At 42.7% G+C, this 15,940-nt stretch carries 16 protein-coding genes and 1 tRNA gene; 1 reads left to right on the forward strand and 16 read right to left on the reverse strand.

Translation table 11 applies throughout. The features are described 5' to 3' along the window. From glnA to rsgA, 15 genes are all read right to left on the reverse strand, one after another. On the reverse strand, positions 1 to 1,092 hold a 1,092-nt coding region (gene glnA / locus HMPREF9960_RS01955; protein WP_005592131.1), incomplete at its 3' end, for a type I glutamate--ammonia ligase. 30 nt (positions 1,093 to 1,122) lie between these two features. After that, positions 1,123 to 1,488, reverse strand: coding sequence for a MerR family transcriptional regulator (locus HMPREF9960_RS01960; protein WP_005591665.1), 366 nt, complete (start codon positions 1,486 to 1,488; stop codon positions 1,123 to 1,125). Between the two features lie 74 nt (positions 1,489 to 1,562). Next, positions 1,563 to 2,087 (reverse strand): FUSC family protein, encoded by a 525-nt coding sequence (locus HMPREF9960_RS01965; RefSeq protein WP_005591664.1) that lies wholly within the window; start codon positions 2,085 to 2,087, stop codon positions 1,563 to 1,565. A 431-nt stretch (positions 2,088 to 2,518) separates the two neighbouring features. After that, positions 2,519 to 3,718: a phosphoglycerate kinase gene (locus HMPREF9960_RS01970; RefSeq protein ID WP_005591663.1), complete on the reverse strand. Its 1,200-nt coding sequence runs from the start codon at positions 3,716 to 3,718 to the stop codon at positions 2,519 to 2,521. 245 nt (positions 3,719 to 3,963) lie between these two features. Beyond that, the gene (gap, locus tag HMPREF9960_RS01975) at positions 3,964 to 4,971 is read right to left on the reverse strand and encodes a type I glyceraldehyde-3-phosphate dehydrogenase (RefSeq protein WP_005591661.1); all 1,008 of its coding nucleotides are present in this window, start codon (positions 4,969 to 4,971) and stop codon (positions 3,964 to 3,966) included. A gap of 238 nt (positions 4,972 to 5,209) precedes the next feature. Then, positions 5,210 to 7,288 carry an elongation factor G gene (gene fusA, locus HMPREF9960_RS01980; protein ID WP_005591660.1) on the reverse strand — a complete coding sequence of 693 codons (2,079 nt, stop codon included), beginning with the start codon at positions 7,286 to 7,288 and terminating at the stop codon, positions 5,210 to 5,212. A gap of 277 nt (positions 7,289 to 7,565) precedes the next feature. Further along, positions 7,566 to 8,036, reverse strand: a complete 471-nt coding sequence (gene rpsG, locus HMPREF9960_RS01985) for a 30S ribosomal protein S7 (protein ID WP_005591659.1) — start codon at positions 8,034 to 8,036, stop codon at positions 7,566 to 7,568. 19 nt (positions 8,037 to 8,055) lie between these two features. Continuing rightward, positions 8,056 to 8,469, reverse strand: a complete 414-nt coding sequence (gene rpsL / locus HMPREF9960_RS01990) for a 30S ribosomal protein S12 (protein WP_005591658.1) — start codon at positions 8,467 to 8,469, stop codon at positions 8,056 to 8,058. A gap of 334 nt (positions 8,470 to 8,803) precedes the next feature. Then, positions 8,804 to 9,355, reverse strand: coding sequence for a hypothetical protein (locus tag HMPREF9960_RS01995; protein WP_005591657.1), 552 nt, complete (start codon positions 9,353 to 9,355; stop codon positions 8,804 to 8,806). A gap of 15 nt (positions 9,356 to 9,370) precedes the next feature. Next, a complete protein-coding gene (gene purR / locus HMPREF9960_RS02000; protein WP_005591656.1) occupies positions 9,371 to 10,186 on the reverse strand; it encodes a pur operon repressor in 816 nt (271 codons plus the stop codon). Between the two features lie 200 nt (positions 10,187 to 10,386). Then, positions 10,387 to 11,331, reverse strand: a complete 945-nt coding sequence (locus HMPREF9960_RS02005; RefSeq protein ID WP_015605815.1) for a 3'-5' exoribonuclease YhaM family protein — start codon at positions 11,329 to 11,331, stop codon at positions 10,387 to 10,389. Further along, positions 11,321 to 12,577, reverse strand: a complete 1,257-nt coding sequence (locus tag HMPREF9960_RS02010; protein WP_005591654.1) for a DNA recombination protein RmuC — start codon at positions 12,575 to 12,577, stop codon at positions 11,321 to 11,323. Before HMPREF9960_RS02010 ends, HMPREF9960_RS02005 begins: the two co-directional genes overlap by 11 nt. Before the next feature lies 1 nt (position 12,578). Continuing rightward, on the reverse strand, positions 12,579 to 13,211 hold the full coding sequence (locus tag HMPREF9960_RS02015; protein ID WP_005591653.1) for a thiamine diphosphokinase: 633 nt from the start codon (positions 13,209 to 13,211) through the stop codon (positions 12,579 to 12,581). Continuing rightward, positions 13,204 to 13,863 carry a ribulose-phosphate 3-epimerase gene (gene rpe / locus HMPREF9960_RS02020; RefSeq protein WP_005591652.1) on the reverse strand — a complete coding sequence of 220 codons (660 nt, stop codon included), beginning with the start codon at positions 13,861 to 13,863 and terminating at the stop codon, positions 13,204 to 13,206. The genes HMPREF9960_RS02015 and rpe overlap by 8 nt, the downstream gene beginning before the upstream one ends. A gap of 14 nt (positions 13,864 to 13,877) precedes the next feature. After that, positions 13,878 to 14,756, reverse strand: a complete 879-nt coding sequence (rsgA, locus tag HMPREF9960_RS02025; RefSeq protein WP_005591651.1) for a ribosome small subunit-dependent GTPase A — start codon at positions 14,754 to 14,756, stop codon at positions 13,878 to 13,880. Positions 14,757 to 14,855: 99 nt separating this feature from the next. Between rsgA and HMPREF9960_RS02030 the strand changes: the two genes are divergently transcribed. After that, positions 14,856 to 14,938: transfer RNA gene (locus HMPREF9960_RS02030), tRNA-Leu, on the forward strand. A gap of 117 nt (positions 14,939 to 15,055) precedes the next feature. Here HMPREF9960_RS02030 and rsmA read toward each other — a convergent pair. Next, on the reverse strand, positions 15,056 to 15,928 hold the full coding sequence (gene rsmA, locus HMPREF9960_RS02035) for a 16S rRNA (adenine(1518)-N(6)/adenine(1519)-N(6))-dimethyltransferase RsmA (RefSeq protein WP_005591650.1): 873 nt from the start codon (positions 15,926 to 15,928) through the stop codon (positions 15,056 to 15,058). Between the last annotated feature and the right edge of the window lie 12 nt (positions 15,929 to 15,940).

The following is a 15,940-nucleotide window of genomic DNA, read 5'->3' on the forward strand; positions in this document are numbered from 1 at the left end:
ATTTTCCACTCCATGCAGTCCCACTTCTAGGAGCACTGCCATAGCGATATAAGGATTAGCCATAGGGTCTACTGAACGCAACTCCAAGCGAGTTCCCATGCCGCGCGATGCCGGTACTCGAACCAAAGGTGAGCGATTTTGCCCAGCCCAAGCGATGTAAACTGGCGCTTCAAAGCCAGGCACCAAACGTTTATAAGAGTTGACAGTCGGATTCATGATAGCCGTATAGTTATAGGCGTGCTTAATCAAACCGCCCAAGAAATAGTAAGCTGTCTCAGACAACTGCATCCCTTTTGGATCCTCTGGATCATAAAATGCATTATTTCCATCTTGGTCAAAGAGGGACATATTGCAGTGCATACCAGAACCAGCAATACCAAACTTGGGCTTAGCCATGAAGGTCGCATAGAGACCGTGCTTACGAGCAATGGTTTTCACCACCAGCTTGAAAATCTGAATCTTGTCACAAGCTCGTAGCACTTCATCATACTTAAAGTCAATCTCGTGCTGACCGACTGCCACCTCATGGTGACTCGCTTCTACTTCAAATCCCATCTTAGTCAAAACATTGACAATTTCTCGACGAGTATTGTCTGCCAAGTCTGTCGGCGCCAAGTCAAAGTAGCCACCCTTGTCATTCACTTCCAGTGTCGGATCGCCATTTTCATCCAATTTGAAAAGGAAAAATTCTGGCTCAGGACCAAGATTGAAAGACTTGAAGCCCAGTGCTTCCATATGTTTGAGAGCTCGCTTAAGGTTACTACGAGGATCTCCTGCAAAGGGAACATGTTCTGTCGTATAAACATCACAGATCAAGCCTGCTACACTGCCATTTTCATCTCCCCAAGGAAAAACTGTCCAAGTATCCAAATCAGGATAAAGATACATATCAGATTCATTAATCCGAACAAATCCCTCGATAGACGAACCGTCAAACATAGCCTTATTTGATAAGACTTTTTCAAGCTGCTCATCCGTTGCTGGAATTTCAACGTTTTTCATGGTTCCCAAAATATCAGAGAACATTAGACGGATGAAAGTGACGTTTTTTTCTTTTACTTCGCGACGAATATCAGCTGCTGTAATGGGCATGGGTAACTCCTTATAGTTTTAAAAAATAGTTTATGGCCGACGCATGTGACCAAAGGTTGGCAGAGAAGAGCCAAAACGACCTTGCTGTAAAATATCATTGTGGAGAGCCCGGCGGACTTCCTTTTCACTAATCGTTTTGTGGGATTTAGCTTCACGCTCAGCATATTTCTTTTTGATAGCGGCGATATTATAACCTTCAGAAATATAATCCTTAATTTCCAAAAGTCGATCCATATCATTCAGAGAATACATTCGGCGATTGCCCTCATTCCGAAGGGGAGTGATGAGGTTTTGCTCCTCATAATATCGAATCTGACGGGCAGATAAGTCCGTCAACTTCATAACGCTACCTATGGGAAAGACTGCCATATTTCGGCGAAACTCTTTTTCCTTCATTTTTTTCCTCTCTATGCACTATTATAACTAATTTTTTTGTATGTCAACAATCAATGTGAGATTTTCTCACACATTTAATTTATAGACTTAAAGAAATTCTTAATTCTATCCACATCCGAATTTACCACTATTGCAACAAAGACACCCATAAAGGTTTCAAAAACTCTAGCAAAAACGTATAAAATAGTATCTTCCGGACTAATGGAGAGAGTGATAATCAGCATAGCTGAAACACCACCAATCACCCCAGCCTTATTGTTCATAGCAACATTGGTCATGATCGTCAGCATCGTACAGATTGGCACAAATACCAAAGTCACCCAAAATTGGCCGTTCAATAAATTTCCCAACAGATAGAATAGCAAAGCATAAAAGCCCCCGACACTATTTCCTAAAATACGAGAAGTTCCGAAATGAACACTTTTATCAAAATCTTCTCGCAGGCTAAACACCGCTGTCAAAGCCCCAATTTGGAGCCCCTTCCAGCCAAACATACCAAAAATGAGTAGGACAATAAAGACTGCTATCCCTGTTTTCATCGTCCTCATGCCTAAGCGAAACTTTGATTTATCAAATTTGTACTTACTAAAATAGCTCATGCCTTTTCCCTTTTAAAAGTAAACTATCTCTATTCTAACATATTTTTCAACAAAAAGGCTCTGTCCATCGAGTTTATTGTTTGTATCCTACAAGAATGCATAGCCAGCTTCTACTGTATTTCTAACTATATTTCCCATTATTGATTACTCATTAGGAAAATAGAAGCCAAAAGCCCATTTCCTCAGACACATACGTGGACAAAAGAAAAAGAGTTGGTTTCCCAACTCTTTTCGTTTCAAAGATTATTTTTCAGTCAAAGCTGCAAGCCCTGGAAGAACTTTACCTTCAAGGAGTTCCATTGAGGCACCACCACCGCGTCACAAATACCTCCACTAACACAAAAAGGTGACATAGCCACCTTTTTGTTAACGTTTCAGTTTTGTTCCTTTTTCTACAAAATCAGGATTTTGTAGAGACTAACGGGCTGAAATTATTTTTCTGTAAGTGCAGCCAAACCTGGCAATACTTTACCTTCAAGAAGCTCCATAGAAGCGCCTCCGCCCGTACTAATCCATGAGAACTTGTCTGCACGACCAAGGTTGATGGCTGCAGCAGCTGAGTCACCACCACCGATGATTGATTTCACACCTGGTTGTTTCACGATAGCGTCCATGACACCGATTGTACCAGCTTGGAAGTCAGGGTTTTCAAACACACCCATTGGTCCGTTCCATACAACTGTTTTCGCACCAGTCAAGGCTTCGTCGAATTTAGCGATAGATTTAGGACCGATATCCAAACCAAGGAAGCCTGGATCCACTGCTTCACCTTCAGTATCTTTCACTTCAGTGTAGTCAGCAAATGCGTTTGCTTCTTTAGAGTCAACTGGCAAGATCAATTTGCCGTTTGCTTTTTCAAGAAGAGCTTTCGCAACATCCAATTTATCTTCTTCTACAAGTGAGTTACCGATTTCGATACCTTGTGCTTTGTAGAATGTGTAAGTCATACCACCACCGATAAGGACTTTATCAGCTTTTTCAAGCAAGTTTTCGATAACACCGATCTTGTCAGATACTTTTGAACCACCAAGGATGGCTACGAATGGACGTTCTGGAGTTTCAACTGCTTCTTGGATGTAGGCAATTTCGTTTTCAAGAAGGAAGCCAGCAACAGCTTTTTCAACGTTTGCAGAGATACCAACGTTAGATGCGTGTGCACGGTGAGCTGTACCGAATGCATCGTTTACGAAGATACCATCTCCAAGAGATGCCCAGTATTTACCAAGTTCTGGATCGTTTTTAGACTCTTTCTTGCCGTCAACATCTTCAAAACGAGTGTTTTCAACCAAGAGAACTTGTCCATCTTCAAGAGCGTTAACAGCTGCTTCCAATTCAGCACCACGTGTAACGCCTGGGATAAATTTAACTTCTTGTCCCAATTTAGCAGCCAAGTCAGCAGCTACAGGAGCAAGTGATTTACCTTCTTTGTCTGCTTCTTCTTTTACACGTCCAAGGTGAGAGAAGAGGATTGCACGTCCACCTTGTTCAAGGATGTACTTGATAGTTGGAAGTGCTGCAGTGATACGGTTGTCGTTAGTAATCACGCCATCTTTTACAGGAATGTTGAAGTCAACACGAACGAGAACTTTTTTCCCTTTCAAGTCAACGTCTTTAACAGTCAATTTTGCCATTAGATATGACTCCTTCTTTTTTTATACGTGTTAATTATATCACAAAATCTACAAAAGTGATAGCAAAAATTCATGGCTTTTCCTTTTCTCCAATCAAAGATAGATGAAAGACCACACTATTCTCATTTTTCTGATAAATGCTAATGCTGCTAGATGATCGAGTTGATTTCCAATAGCCATTCCTTCAAACTGTTCTGCAAAACAAAAAAAGAGATCCATTCGGATCCCTTCTTCATACAATTGAATTATTTAGCGATTTTCGCGAAGTATTCAAGAGTACGTACAAGTTGTGCAGTGTATGACATTTCGTTGTCGTACCATGATACAACTTTAACCAATTGTTTACCGTCAACGTCAAGAACTTTAGTTTGAGTTGCGTCGAACAATGAACCGTAAGACATACCTACGATATCTGAAGATACGATTGGATCTTCTGTGTAACCGTATGATTCGTTAGCCGCTGCTTTCATAGCTGCGTTTACTTCATCAACAGTAACGTTCTTTTCAAGAACTGCTACCAACTCAGTAACTGATCCAGTTGGAGTTGGAACGCGTTGTGCAGAACCATCAAGTTTACCATTCAATTCTGGGATTACAAGACCGATAGCCTTAGCAGCACCAGTTGAGTTAGGAACGATGTTAGCAGCACCAGCGCGAGCACGACGAAGGTCACCACCACGGTGTGGTCCGTCAAGGATCATTTGGTCACCAGTGTAAGCGTGGATAGTAGTCATCAATCCTTCTACAACACCAAAGTTGTCTTGAAGTGCTTTAGCCATTGGAGCCAAACAGTTTGTAGTACATGAAGCACCTGAGATAACTGTTTCAGTACCATCAAGAACGTCGTGGTTAGTGTTAAATACGATTGTTTTAACATCGTTTCCACCAGGAGCAGTGATAACAACTTTCTTAGCTCCACCTTTAAGGTGTTTTTCAGCAGCGTCTTTCTTAGCAAAGAAACCAGTTGCTTCAAGAACGATTTCTACACCGTCAGTAGCCCAATCAATTTGTTCTGGGTCACGTTCAGCAGAAACTTTAACGAATTTACCGTTAACTTCGAATCCACCTTCTTTAACTTCAACAGTACCATCGAAACGACCTTGAGTTGTGTCGTATTTCAACAAGTGTGCAAGCATAACTGGATCTGTAAGGTCGTTGATGCGAGTAACTTCAACACCTTCTACGTTTTGGATACGACGGAAAGCAAGACGACCGATACGACCGAAACCGTTAATACCAACTTTAACTACCATTAGTGATTTCCTCCTTATGAAAATCAAAAAAATTTTATGTGAAAAGAGTAACTTGAATCACTACAAATCACCTTTCAACATTTCTATTATATACCTTATTGAGTAAAATTGCAACTGATTTCATTATTATTAACAAGTAACAAATTTTCTTTCATGTATTTTCGATGTTTTTCATAAATTTCATATTTCGATTCCAAAAAGAAAAAACGCCCGCTAGAAGCGGGCGTCATGTAGTGAATTATTCACCACGGTGTTTCTTAATGATTTCTTCTTGTACTGACTTAGGTACATCTTCGTAGTGGTCAAATACCATCATGAAGGTACCACGTCCTTGAGATGCTGAACGAAGAACAGTTGCGTAACCGAACATTTCAGCAAGTGGAACGTAAGCACGAACGATTTGGCTGTTACCGTGTGCTTCCATACCATCTACACGTCCACGACGAGCAGTTACGTGACCCATAACATCACCAAGGTTTTCTTCTGGAACAGTGATTGTTACAAGCATCATTGGCTCAAGGATAGCTGGTTGTGCAGTCTTAGCAGCTTCTTTAAGGGCAAGTGAAGCCGCAACCTTGAAGGCTGTTTCAGATGAGTCGACATCGTGATATGAACCATCGTAAAGTTTAGCTTTCACGTCAACGATTGGGTATCCAGCAAGGACACCATTCGCCATTGACTCGATCAAACCTTTTTCAACCGCTGGGATGAATTCACGAGGAACCACACCACCGACGATTGCGTTTTCGAATTCGAAACCTTTTCCTTCTTCGTTTGGAGTAAATTCAATCCATACATCACCGAATTGACCTTTACCACCAGACTGGCGTTTGAAGAATCCACGTGCTTGAGTAGAAGCGCGGAATGTTTCACGGTAAGATACTTGAGGAGCACCTACGTTTGCTTCAACTTTGAACTCACGACGCATACGGTCAACAAGGACATCAAGGTGAAGCTCACCCATACCAGAGATAACTGTTTCACCAGTTTCAACGTTTGTTTCAACGCGGAATGTTGGATCTTCTTCAGCCAATTTTTGAAGGGCAATACCCATCTTATCTTGGTCTGCTTTAGATTTTGGCTCAACCATCAATTGGATAACTGGTTCTGGAACGTTGATTGACTCAAGGATGATTTTAGCTTTTTCATCTGTCAATGAGTCACCAGTTGTCGTATCTTTCAAACCAATAGCAGCTGCAATATCCCCAGCATAAACGGTTTCAATTTCTTGACGACTATTGGCATGCAATTGCACAAGACGTCCGATACGTTCACGTTTACCTTTAGAAGTGTTCATTACGTAAGAACCAGATTGAAGTACACCTGAGTAAACACGGAAGAATGTCAAACGACCTACGAATGGGTCAGTCATGATCTTGAAGGCAAGAGCTGCAAATGGCTCTTCGTCAGATGCTGGACGAGTTTCTTCTTCGTCTGTATCTGGGTTGATACCTTTGATCGCTGGGATGTCTAGTGGGCTTGGAAGGTAGTCAATAACCGCATCAAGCATCAATTGAACACCTTTGTTCTTGAAGGCAGAACCACACAATACTGGGAAGAATTCAACGTTGATAGTTGCCTTACGGATACCAGCTTTCAATTCTTCGTTAGTGATTTCTTCACCTTCAAGGTATTTCATCATCAATTCTTCATCAGTTTCAGCAACAGCTTCCACCAATTTTTCACGATATTCTTGTGCTTGTTCAAGGTATTCAGCTGGAATATCTTCTTCAAGGATATCTGTACCAAGGTCGTTAGTATAGATTTCAGCTTTCATCTTGATCAAGTCGATGATACCACGGAAGTCATCTTCAGCACCGATTGGCAATTGAATTGGATGAGCATTTGCTTGAAGACGGTCATGAAGTGTGCTTACTGAGTAAAGGAAGTCAGCACCGATTTTGTCCATTTTGTTAGCAAATACAATACGTGGAACTCCGTACTCAGTTGCTTGACGCCAAACTGTTTCAGTTTGAGGCTCAACACCTGATTGTGAGTCAAGAACGGTAACCGCACCATCCAATACACGAAGAGAACGTTGTACTTCGATTGTGAAGTCCACGTGTCCTGGTGTGTCGATGATGTTTACGCGGTGGTTGTTCCATTGAGCTGTTGTCGCAGCAGATGTGATAGTGATACCACGTTCTTGCTCTTGCTCCATCCAGTCCATTTGTGACGCACCTTCGTGAGTTTCACCGATTTTGTGAATTTTACCAGTATAGTAAAGGATACGCTCAGTTGTAGTTGTCTTACCAGCATCGACGTGAGCCATGATACCGATATTACGAGTTTTTTCAAGTGAAAATTCGCGTGCCATGAGGTTAGTTTCTCCTATTTTTTATTTTACAATCTATTATAACATTATTTAGAAAAAACGGATAGGCAGGACCTACCCGTTCTAAATGTTTATCTTGTTTTTTGTTGGTTTCAACTTACAAGATGATCAGTTGAATTATAGCTAAGAATAATATTTTTAGCTAATTTGAACCCGAGCGAGGCCCTGCGCAAAAAAGACAAACTGCTTTGTGTTCTTCAAACACTGCATCAGTTTCCTATTTTTGCCTTGTGCCTTTAGCGCTCTTGGTATCATGATCTTACCAACGGAAGTGTGCGAAGGCACGGTTAGCTTCAGCCATACGGTGAGTATCTTCGCGTTTCTTAACTGCTGCACCAGTGTTGTTAGCAGCATCCATGATTTCTTTTGCAAGACGATCTTGCATAGTGTGTTCACCACGACCACGTGAAATTGTTACCAACCAACGAAGTCCAAGTGTAGTACGACGTTCTGGACGAACTTCAACCGGTACTTGGTAGTTTGAACCACCGACACGGCGTGCACGTACTTCAAGAACAGGCATGATGTTTTCCATCGCTGTTTCAAATACTTCAAGTGCATCATTTCCAGTAGCTTCTTTAATTTGCTCAAAAGCTCCGTAAACGATAGAAGCTGCTGTACCACGCTTACCATCAAGCATAACGCGGTTGATAAGACGAGTAACTAATTGTGAATTGTAAAGCGGATCTGGCAATACTTCGCGCTTAGGCGCACGGTTTTTACGACTCATTTATCTTTATCCCCTTTCCTTATGCTTTTGGACGCTTAGTACCGTATTTAGAACGGCCTTGCTTACGGTCAGTAACACCTGCTGTATCAAGTGCACCACGAACGATATGGTAACGTACCCCTGGAAGGTCTTTTACACGTCCACCACGAAGAAGCACCACGCTGTGCTCTTGCAAGTTGTGTCCGATACCTGGAATGTAAGCTGTAACTTCAATCAAGTTGCTCAAACGTACACGGGCAAATTTACGAAGGGCTGAGTTAGGCTTCTTAGGTGTCATAGTTCCGACACGAGTTGCAACACCACGTTTTTGTGGTGAAGATACGTTTGTTTGAACTTTTTTGTGGCTGTTGTAACCAACGTTCAAAGCTGGTGATTTAGATTTTTCTACTTTTGATTTACGCGGTTTGCGAACCAATTGGTTAATTGTAGGCATCTACATTCTCCTGTATTTTTTTAATTTTGGTGATGATACACTTGGTGACAGCTACCATCTGTGTGTACTTTTGCAACATTTGTCAGCACGTCTCTGTACACTTTTGAGAGACCAAAAGTAAAAAGTACCGTTTATCATTGTAACACAGAAGCATATCCTCGTCAATAGGTTTTCTTAATTTTTTGCTTATTCTTGTAATCTTTAATAAGCGTTTAAAATAAAGATATTTTACTACTAACAAACTAAAAAAACTCTCAGAACATGATTCATATTACATGATTAAGAGTTCTTATTATTTTTATCATGATTCTTCTACTCGTAATCACTGTGTCGCTTAAGCCCCTGAGGGAGCAGAAGACGAGCCGGGAGTATGCTCCGAACTTGTAGCAGGGGCTGGACTGTGATTTTCCTGTGGTTGTGATGGTGTCTCACTTGAAACTGCAGGAGCTACATAGGCTGGTGAGGGCGTTGGGACAGGCTGCTGGTCTGAATCAGGTTCAGAGGATTCCTCAGGTGTCTTCATTGCATATTTTACGGCTTGAATTCGGCCTTGGAACTTAGCTTTGGCTTCCTCATCTTTTACCTTATCAACCGCTGCTTGTGCTTGAGCCAAACCTTCATTGGTACGCTCTTCTTCTAATTTTTTAACAGCGGCTTCAGCATCCTGAATCGTATTATCCTCTGAAGATGCTTGATTTGTAGAGCTAGCGCTAGCGTCGCTAGAGCTTGAACGTCTACTGTAACTAACGTTTTTAGTAGAGACAGTATTCTTTTGAGCTGGTTTTAAAAATAAAAGACCAGAAATCAAGATAGCCGCTAAGATCAATATAATTCCAGAACGAACAAAAACAGAAATTCCCTCTAATTTATCAAAAATATTTCTCATAATTCTTTCCTAAAGTTAATCAAATATATTCCCAATCTCAACATCAATCGTATTTGATTTAACATCGATATTGGTCACCTTTAACAGTGATTTGTATTCTAGATGATCGCGATTGGCTTGCGCATTGTCCGCAAAGACCGCTACTCCTGCCAACTCCGAATCAAACTCGGACAGAAGGCTAATCATCCCATTAACTGTTCCGCCTCCCTTTAGAAAGTCATCAACAATCAGTACCCGACTGCCAGCCTTTAGGCTACGTTTTGAGAGAAACATTTTCTCAATTCGATCTCCGCTAGAGCCAGAGACATAGTTGACACTGACCGTAGAGCCCTCAGTGATTTTCAAATCGCGACGGACAATGACAAAGGGAACATTCAAGACATTAGCGACAGCATTGGCCAAGGGAACACCCTTGGTCGCCACTGTCATAACGGCATCAATCTTTTGGTCTTTGAAAGCTTTGGCAATGATGCGACCGATATTATTGAGGATAGACGGCGTACTGAGCAAATCGGACAAATAGATATAGCCGCCAGGCAGGATTCGATTACTTTCAGACAGTTGATCGCGGAGATCTTGAACGATAGCTTTTGCCTCCTTTTCTGAAATGGAAGGAGTAAAGACGACACCTCCCCCAGCACCGGTAATTGTCTCAATCGTACCAATTTCGATTTCTTCAAAGGCACGTTTGATAATCACGATGTCTTCTGAAATAGAAGACTTGGCAGACTCATATTTTTCTGCAAATGTATTTAAACTTGTTAATTGGTAAGGATGGTTAATCAAGTAATTGGAAATAACCACCATGCGCTCACTTCTTCTTAATTTCATTTTTTCACCAATTCGACTCCATCAAAATCAGCCACAAACTAATCTATGAGCTAGGATCTTCTCGCACAGAGCACAAATCAGCTCTTTCGATTTCAAAGTTTGGAGTGATTTCCATGAATATTTATTTTATTTTTTTCATTATATCATACTATATCAAAAAAACGAACATTATACTAAATATAATGCCCATTTTTCGTATTTCACTTATCAATTTTTGGTTTATAGAAGGAACGATTTTCCAATGCGAAAATTTTATTGGTCATTTCTCCCGGAGCAACGAGAGACAAAGCCGTGGTCATCATCATCATTTCCGCATCCAGATTGTCAATCATGTGTAGGATTTCGGCCTCCATAATCTTTGGACGAACGGGACTGCCGTATTCAAGGAGACCGTGATGGCTGAGGAGGACGTGGCGCAAAACGATAACATCTTCTTTGGTGTCGTCGATTTTCAGCTCCGCCAAGGTTTTGGTCAGTTCCTCATCAATCAGTGCAATATGGCCAATCAGATTGCCTCGCACAGTATATTCCGTATTTTCTGGACCGCTCAACTCAATGACCTTGGCCAAGTCGTGCAGCATGATCCCCGCAAAAAGAAGACTTTTATTGAGCTGAGGATAGATGTCACCAATCGCATCCGCTAGCTTGACCATGGTAGCTGTATGAAAAGCGAGTCCTGATTCAAAAGCATGGTGATTGGTTTTCGCTGCTGGGTAGGAATAGAATTCCTTATCGTATTTGCTGTAAAGCGAGCGCACAACCCTTTGCCAGACTTGATTTTCAATCTTGAAAATCATTTGCGCTAGATATTCCCGCAGTTCTTTTTGGTCAACGGGTGGTTTTTCTTTAAAATCAGCAGGATTGTTGGGCTCACCAGCCTTTGGCAGGCGCAGGGTCAACTGATTAACCTGAGGGGTGTTATTGTAGACCTCGCGGCGTCCTTGCATGTGAACGACTTTCCCTGCTGTAAATTCCGCCACATTATGGGGCTGGGCATCCCATAATTTCCCCTCAATCACTCCAGTGTCATCTTGGAAAGTGAAGGCGAGGTAATTCTTCCCAGCTCTGGTCTGTCGGACTTCGGCTGACTTAATCAGATAAAAGCCTTCAAACAGTTCATCTTTTTTCATTTGATTAATTTTCATAGTCTTCCCTTTCATCTGGAATATCGAGCAAGTGAAAATGGAGGTCTTGGTCAGACAATTCAATATGCCGCAGCGTTCTTTCAATGGCATTGGTTCGTCGAGTCAGTAGCTCATCAATGCTGCCAGAAGCATTCTTCAGGTGCTTCTGAGCCTTAGCTAGAATACCGCCAAATTTATTAAATTCCAGCTTGACACTACCCAAAACCTTGCTGATGTCATCTGCGCTACGCTGAATGTTCAGGGTTTTAAAGCCAACTGAGAGAGAGTTGAGCAGGGCTGACAGGGTAGATGGACCCGCTACAACAATCTGCTCATCTCGCCGCAAACCGTCGAAAAACTCTGGATTGCGAACCACTTCGGAATAGAGTCCTTCCGTTGGCAAAAACATAATCCCAAAATTAGTCGTAGTTGGCGGAGCTAGATATTTACTGTTGATATCCTTTGCAAAGCGCTTGACACTAGCCAACAACGACTTACGGTGAAGTTCAATTTCTTCCTTGTTGCCCGACTCATAAGCTTCTTCCAAGCGGTAGTAATCTGCTAAAGGAAACTTAGAATCGATGGGCAGGTAGACATAGTCCTGCTCCGTCTGCCCCGGCAATTTGATAGCATACTCCACGCGCTCACTAGAGCCTGCCACTGTGGCAAATTCTCGCTCATATTGGCTGGGCGTCATGATGTCTTCGATAATTTGTCCCAGCTGGAGTTCGCCCATAATGCCACGGGTCTTGGTATTGGAAAGAACCTTATTGAGACTGCCCACATCCCGAGCCACTGTCTGCATCTCTCCTAAACCACGATTAACAGACTCTAGTTGTTTGGACACCGTCTCAAAGGAGGTCTGCAGACGACTCTGCAAAGTCTTCTCTAATTTTTCCTCAACAGTTTGGCGCATCTGCTCCAGCCGTAAGTCATTGGACTCCTGAATCTGACGCATCCGCTCATCGGTCTTATCTCGATTTTTGCTGAAACTCTCCGCCATTTCAGTTCGTAAATCCGTCAAATGAAGGTGCAAATCTGTTCGAACTTCTGCCAGCCGATCTCCCAGAACAAGTTCCAACTCTTTTTGCCGAAGAGCCTCCTGCTGCCTTTCCTGCTCAAAGCGGTAATCCAGCTGGTCGGACAAGTGATCCTCCTGCTCTTCTAGCAAGACTCTGATTGCCTGCTCCTGCTGCCCCTGTCTCTGCCAGAAGAAATAGAGAAAGACCAGATTGATGATAAGCAGGATGATGATGATATATTCCATATCAACTCCTATCTTTACTGTAAATAACAACCGTATAACCCCTGTCAAAAGATAAAAATACAGGTCTATCTATAAATTCGTTAGAAGCATAGACTTTTTTAAAGAAAAAATTCGTTTCATTTAAAGGATATTTAGCTCCTTCAATGGTCAAAGGAACATCCTCTGTCGGCAGAAAGGCCAGATAGTCCATGCCTTCCACCGGCTTGATCTCATGACGGCCAGAGGGAACATAGCAGATGCAATTCTGGGCATCCACTAAGATCAGCTGCTCCATATAGGGAGCGATTTTATCATTGCTGGGCAAGAAAACATTGGCCAGAGCATGATCTAGACGACCGCCAAAGGCGCCGAAAATCGTCAGATAAGCGTCTGGATAGCGCTCAAAGCAAGCCAGAACAGCCAATTCTAAGTCCGTATCATCCTTTTCAGGCTGAGCCTGAATGACTTCCTTGGCTCTATCTTTGATATGCAGCAATTCTTCGTCAGAGACAGAATCAAAATCACCAACCGCTAGATCTAGAGGCAAGCCCTGCTTTAGCAAATAAAAGGCACCACGATCAACTCCGACAAAAAGATCAAAATCTCGATTGACCTCCGTCAAATCACCGCCAGCAAACAGAGCAATCCTAAGCATCTAGTACATCCCTCAAGGTCTGAACTTGATGGCTGACATCACCTTTGAAGACATAGCTGCCTGCTACGAAAACATTGGCTCCAGCTTCTCTAGCCATCTGAATCGTCTTATCATCAATCCCACCGTCCACTTCAATATCAAAGTTCAGCTGATTGGCCTCTCGCAGAGCGACCAGTTCACGAATCTTACTCATGGTTTCTGGCAGAAAAGCCTGACCACCAAAGCCTGGGTTGACTGTCATCACTAAGACCTGATCCACTAGATTCAAGACATTTTTAATCGCTTCAACCGGTGTTCCAGGATTGATAACCACACTAGGCTTGACACCTGCCGCCCGAATCTTCTGCAAAGCTCCGTGAATATGCGGCGTTGCTTCCACATGGATGCTGATAATATCTGCACCTGCTCGAGCAAATTCCTCGATATGATGCTCAGGATTGGATACCATGAGATGGCAGTCAAAAACCATCTTGCTGTGGGGACGCATACTAGCCACAACCCCAGCCCCAAAGCTGATATTGGGTACAAAATGGCCATCCATGACATCCAGATGGGCATACTCCGCCCCGCTAGCTTCTAGCTTTTTCAACTCTGTCTCAAAATTAGCATAATCCGCACTCAGAACAGAGGGAGCAATTTTAAATGTTTTCATGATAGTTCCTTTCTCTATTTAGGAAGTTTTTTAGCCGTCTTTTTATAAGTTTCACGACGATTTTCGATTTCACTGAGAAATTGCAGGTAATTTTCAAAACGAAAAGCAGCAATTCGCTCAGCTTCTACGGCTGGTTTGACGGCACAAGCCGGTTCATGCGTATGGGTACAAGTTCGGAATTTGCAATCCCGACTGATTTCGGCAATTTCTGGAAAGGCTGCATTCAAGTCTTCTCCCTTGTCTACCTCATAATCCAGAGAAGAAAAGCCCGGAGTATCCGCAATTTTTCCGCCATTTAGGTTATAAAAGCTGACCGCCCGTGTCGTATGGCGACCCCGCCCCAGACTTTCAGAGATTTCTCCTGTTTCTAACTGCAAGTCTGGCGCAATTTTATTGAGCAGAGTGGACTTCCCAACACCAGTCTGACCCATGAAAACTGTGATTTTCCCCGTCAGCAGTGGCAATAAATCCTCGACAGACCGGACCACCTGATAGCCAATCCGCTGATAGGCCTGAACATAAGTATCCAAGCTGGCTTCATCCTCCAATAGATCCAACTTACTCAGATAGATAAGGGGGTGGATGCCCTTGTGCTCCAAAAGCACCAGAAAACGATCCAAGAGATTGGCATTGAAGTCAGGCTCCTTGGCACTCATGATGACAACTGCCTGATCAATGTTGACAATGGGTGGCCGCACCAAACTATTTTTACGCTCGGCTATTTTTAAAATGTAGCCTTCAGAATCCTTGTCCGCTGAAAATTCGACATGGTCACCAACATAAGGCGTTTGTCCTTTTTTGCGGAAATTCCCACGCGCTCTGGTCTGATACACCTGCCCATCTGACTCTACATAATAAAAGCCAGCCAAGGCTTTGATAATTATTCCTTGCAAGATTGCTCCTTTAAAGTTAATACAATTATTATATCAAAAAAACATATATTTGGCTTTTACTATTGGCATTTTCAAAAAATATGTTATAATAAAAAGCAAGCGGAGGTGGTGGAACGGCAGACACGCATGCTTCAGGCGCATGTGCCCGTACGGGTGTGAGGGTTCAAATCCCTTCCTCCGCATCGAACAAGAACTCTTGTCTAAGTTGACAAGAGTTTTTCTTTTAAAAAATTATGGAAACCTCGTGAAATTTCTTTCAAAAAAACCAGCTCTTTTCAAAAAGGGCTGGTTTTCAAATCTTATAATCCTTGTTCCTTCAAGGCATCCGCCAGACGGGCAAAATCTGCCAAAGTCAAGGCTTCCCCCCGAACACTTGGAGATAACTCAGCTTGCTCTAAAGCAGCTGTTAATTTAGCCTTGGTATCCTCTGACTTTCCAAAATGACTGGTCAGATTGTTCCAGAGCGTCTTGCGACGGTGAACAAAGCTAGCCTTGGAGACCTTGAAAAAGAATTTCTCGTCCTTTACTGCAACTGCCGGCTGGTCTCTGCGCACCATCTTGAGAATGGCCGAATCCACATTTGGCGCTGGCACAAAGACTGTCCGCGGCACGATAAAGGCAACCTTGGCCGTCATGTAATACTGGACCGCAATCGACAAACTACCGTAGGCCTTGGTATTCGGCTGAGCTGAAATCCGATCCGCCACTTCCCTCTGCATCATAACGACAAACTCACTAAAAGGAATCCCACTCTCAATCAAATGCATGAGAATCGGTGTCGTGATGTAGTAGGGCAAGTTTGCCACTACCTTAATAGGCAGGTCTGGATTCTTAAACTCTGCTATGTACTGAGCCAGATCAACCTTGAGAATATCCTGATTGACCACAGTCACATTGTCAAAATCACGCAGAGTATCTGCCAAAATCGGCACCAGACGATCATCAATCTCAAAAGCCATGACCTCGGCGGCACTTTCAGCCAAAAACTCCGTCAAAGCCCCAATACCGGGACCAATTTCAATGACATTGACCTTTTTGTCAATCTCGGCTGTATCCACAATCTTCTGGAGGATGTTGGTATCAGTCAGGAAATTCTGACCGAACGATTTTTTAAAAGTGAAACCGTGACGCTCCAGAATGGCACGGGTCACACTATAGTCTGCAATTCTCATTTTCTCTCTTTT

The organism is Streptococcus cristatus ATCC 51100, assembly GCF_000222765.1.
Lineage (GTDB): Bacteria > Bacillota > Bacilli > Lactobacillales > Streptococcaceae > Streptococcus > Streptococcus cristatus.

Coding starts and splice junctions, on each gene's coding strand:
- HMPREF9960_RS01995 (WP_005591657.1), bottom strand. CDS start 9,355: ATGAGAAATATTTTTGATAAATTAGAGGGAATTTCTGTTTTTGTTCGT.
- HMPREF9960_RS02005 (WP_015605815.1), bottom strand. CDS start 11,331: ATGAAAATTAATCAAATGAAAAAAGATGAACTGTTTGAAGGCTTTTAT.
- HMPREF9960_RS02015 (WP_005591653.1), bottom strand. CDS start 13,211: ATGCTTAGGATTGCTCTGTTTGCTGGCGGTGATTTGACGGAGGTCAAT.
- gap (WP_005591661.1), bottom strand. CDS start 4,971: ATGGTAGTTAAAGTTGGTATTAACGGTTTCGGTCGTATCGGTCGTCTT.
- HMPREF9960_RS01965 (WP_005591664.1), bottom strand. CDS start 2,087: ATGAGCTATTTTAGTAAGTACAAATTTGATAAATCAAAGTTTCGCTTA.
- rpsL (WP_005591658.1), bottom strand. CDS start 8,469: ATGCCTACAATTAACCAATTGGTTCGCAAACCGCGTAAATCAAAAGTA.
- rpe (WP_005591652.1), bottom strand. CDS start 13,863: ATGAAAACATTTAAAATTGCTCCCTCTGTTCTGAGTGCGGATTATGCT.
- rsmA (WP_005591650.1), bottom strand. CDS start 15,928: ATGAGAATTGCAGACTATAGTGTGACCCGTGCCATTCTGGAGCGTCAC.
- HMPREF9960_RS02010 (WP_005591654.1), bottom strand. CDS start 12,577: ATGGAATATATCATCATCATCCTGCTTATCATCAATCTGGTCTTTCTC.
- purR (WP_005591656.1), bottom strand. CDS start 10,186: ATGAAATTAAGAAGAAGTGAGCGCATGGTGGTTATTTCCAATTACTTG.
- HMPREF9960_RS01970 (WP_005591663.1), bottom strand. CDS start 3,718: ATGGCAAAATTGACTGTTAAAGACGTTGACTTGAAAGGGAAAAAAGTT.
- rpsG (WP_005591659.1), bottom strand. CDS start 8,036: ATGAGTCGTAAAAACCGTGCGCCTAAGCGCGAAGTATTGCCAGATCCG.
- fusA (WP_005591660.1), bottom strand. CDS start 7,288: ATGGCACGCGAATTTTCACTTGAAAAAACTCGTAATATCGGTATCATG.
- HMPREF9960_RS01960 (WP_005591665.1), bottom strand. CDS start 1,488: ATGAAGGAAAAAGAGTTTCGCCGAAATATGGCAGTCTTTCCCATAGGT.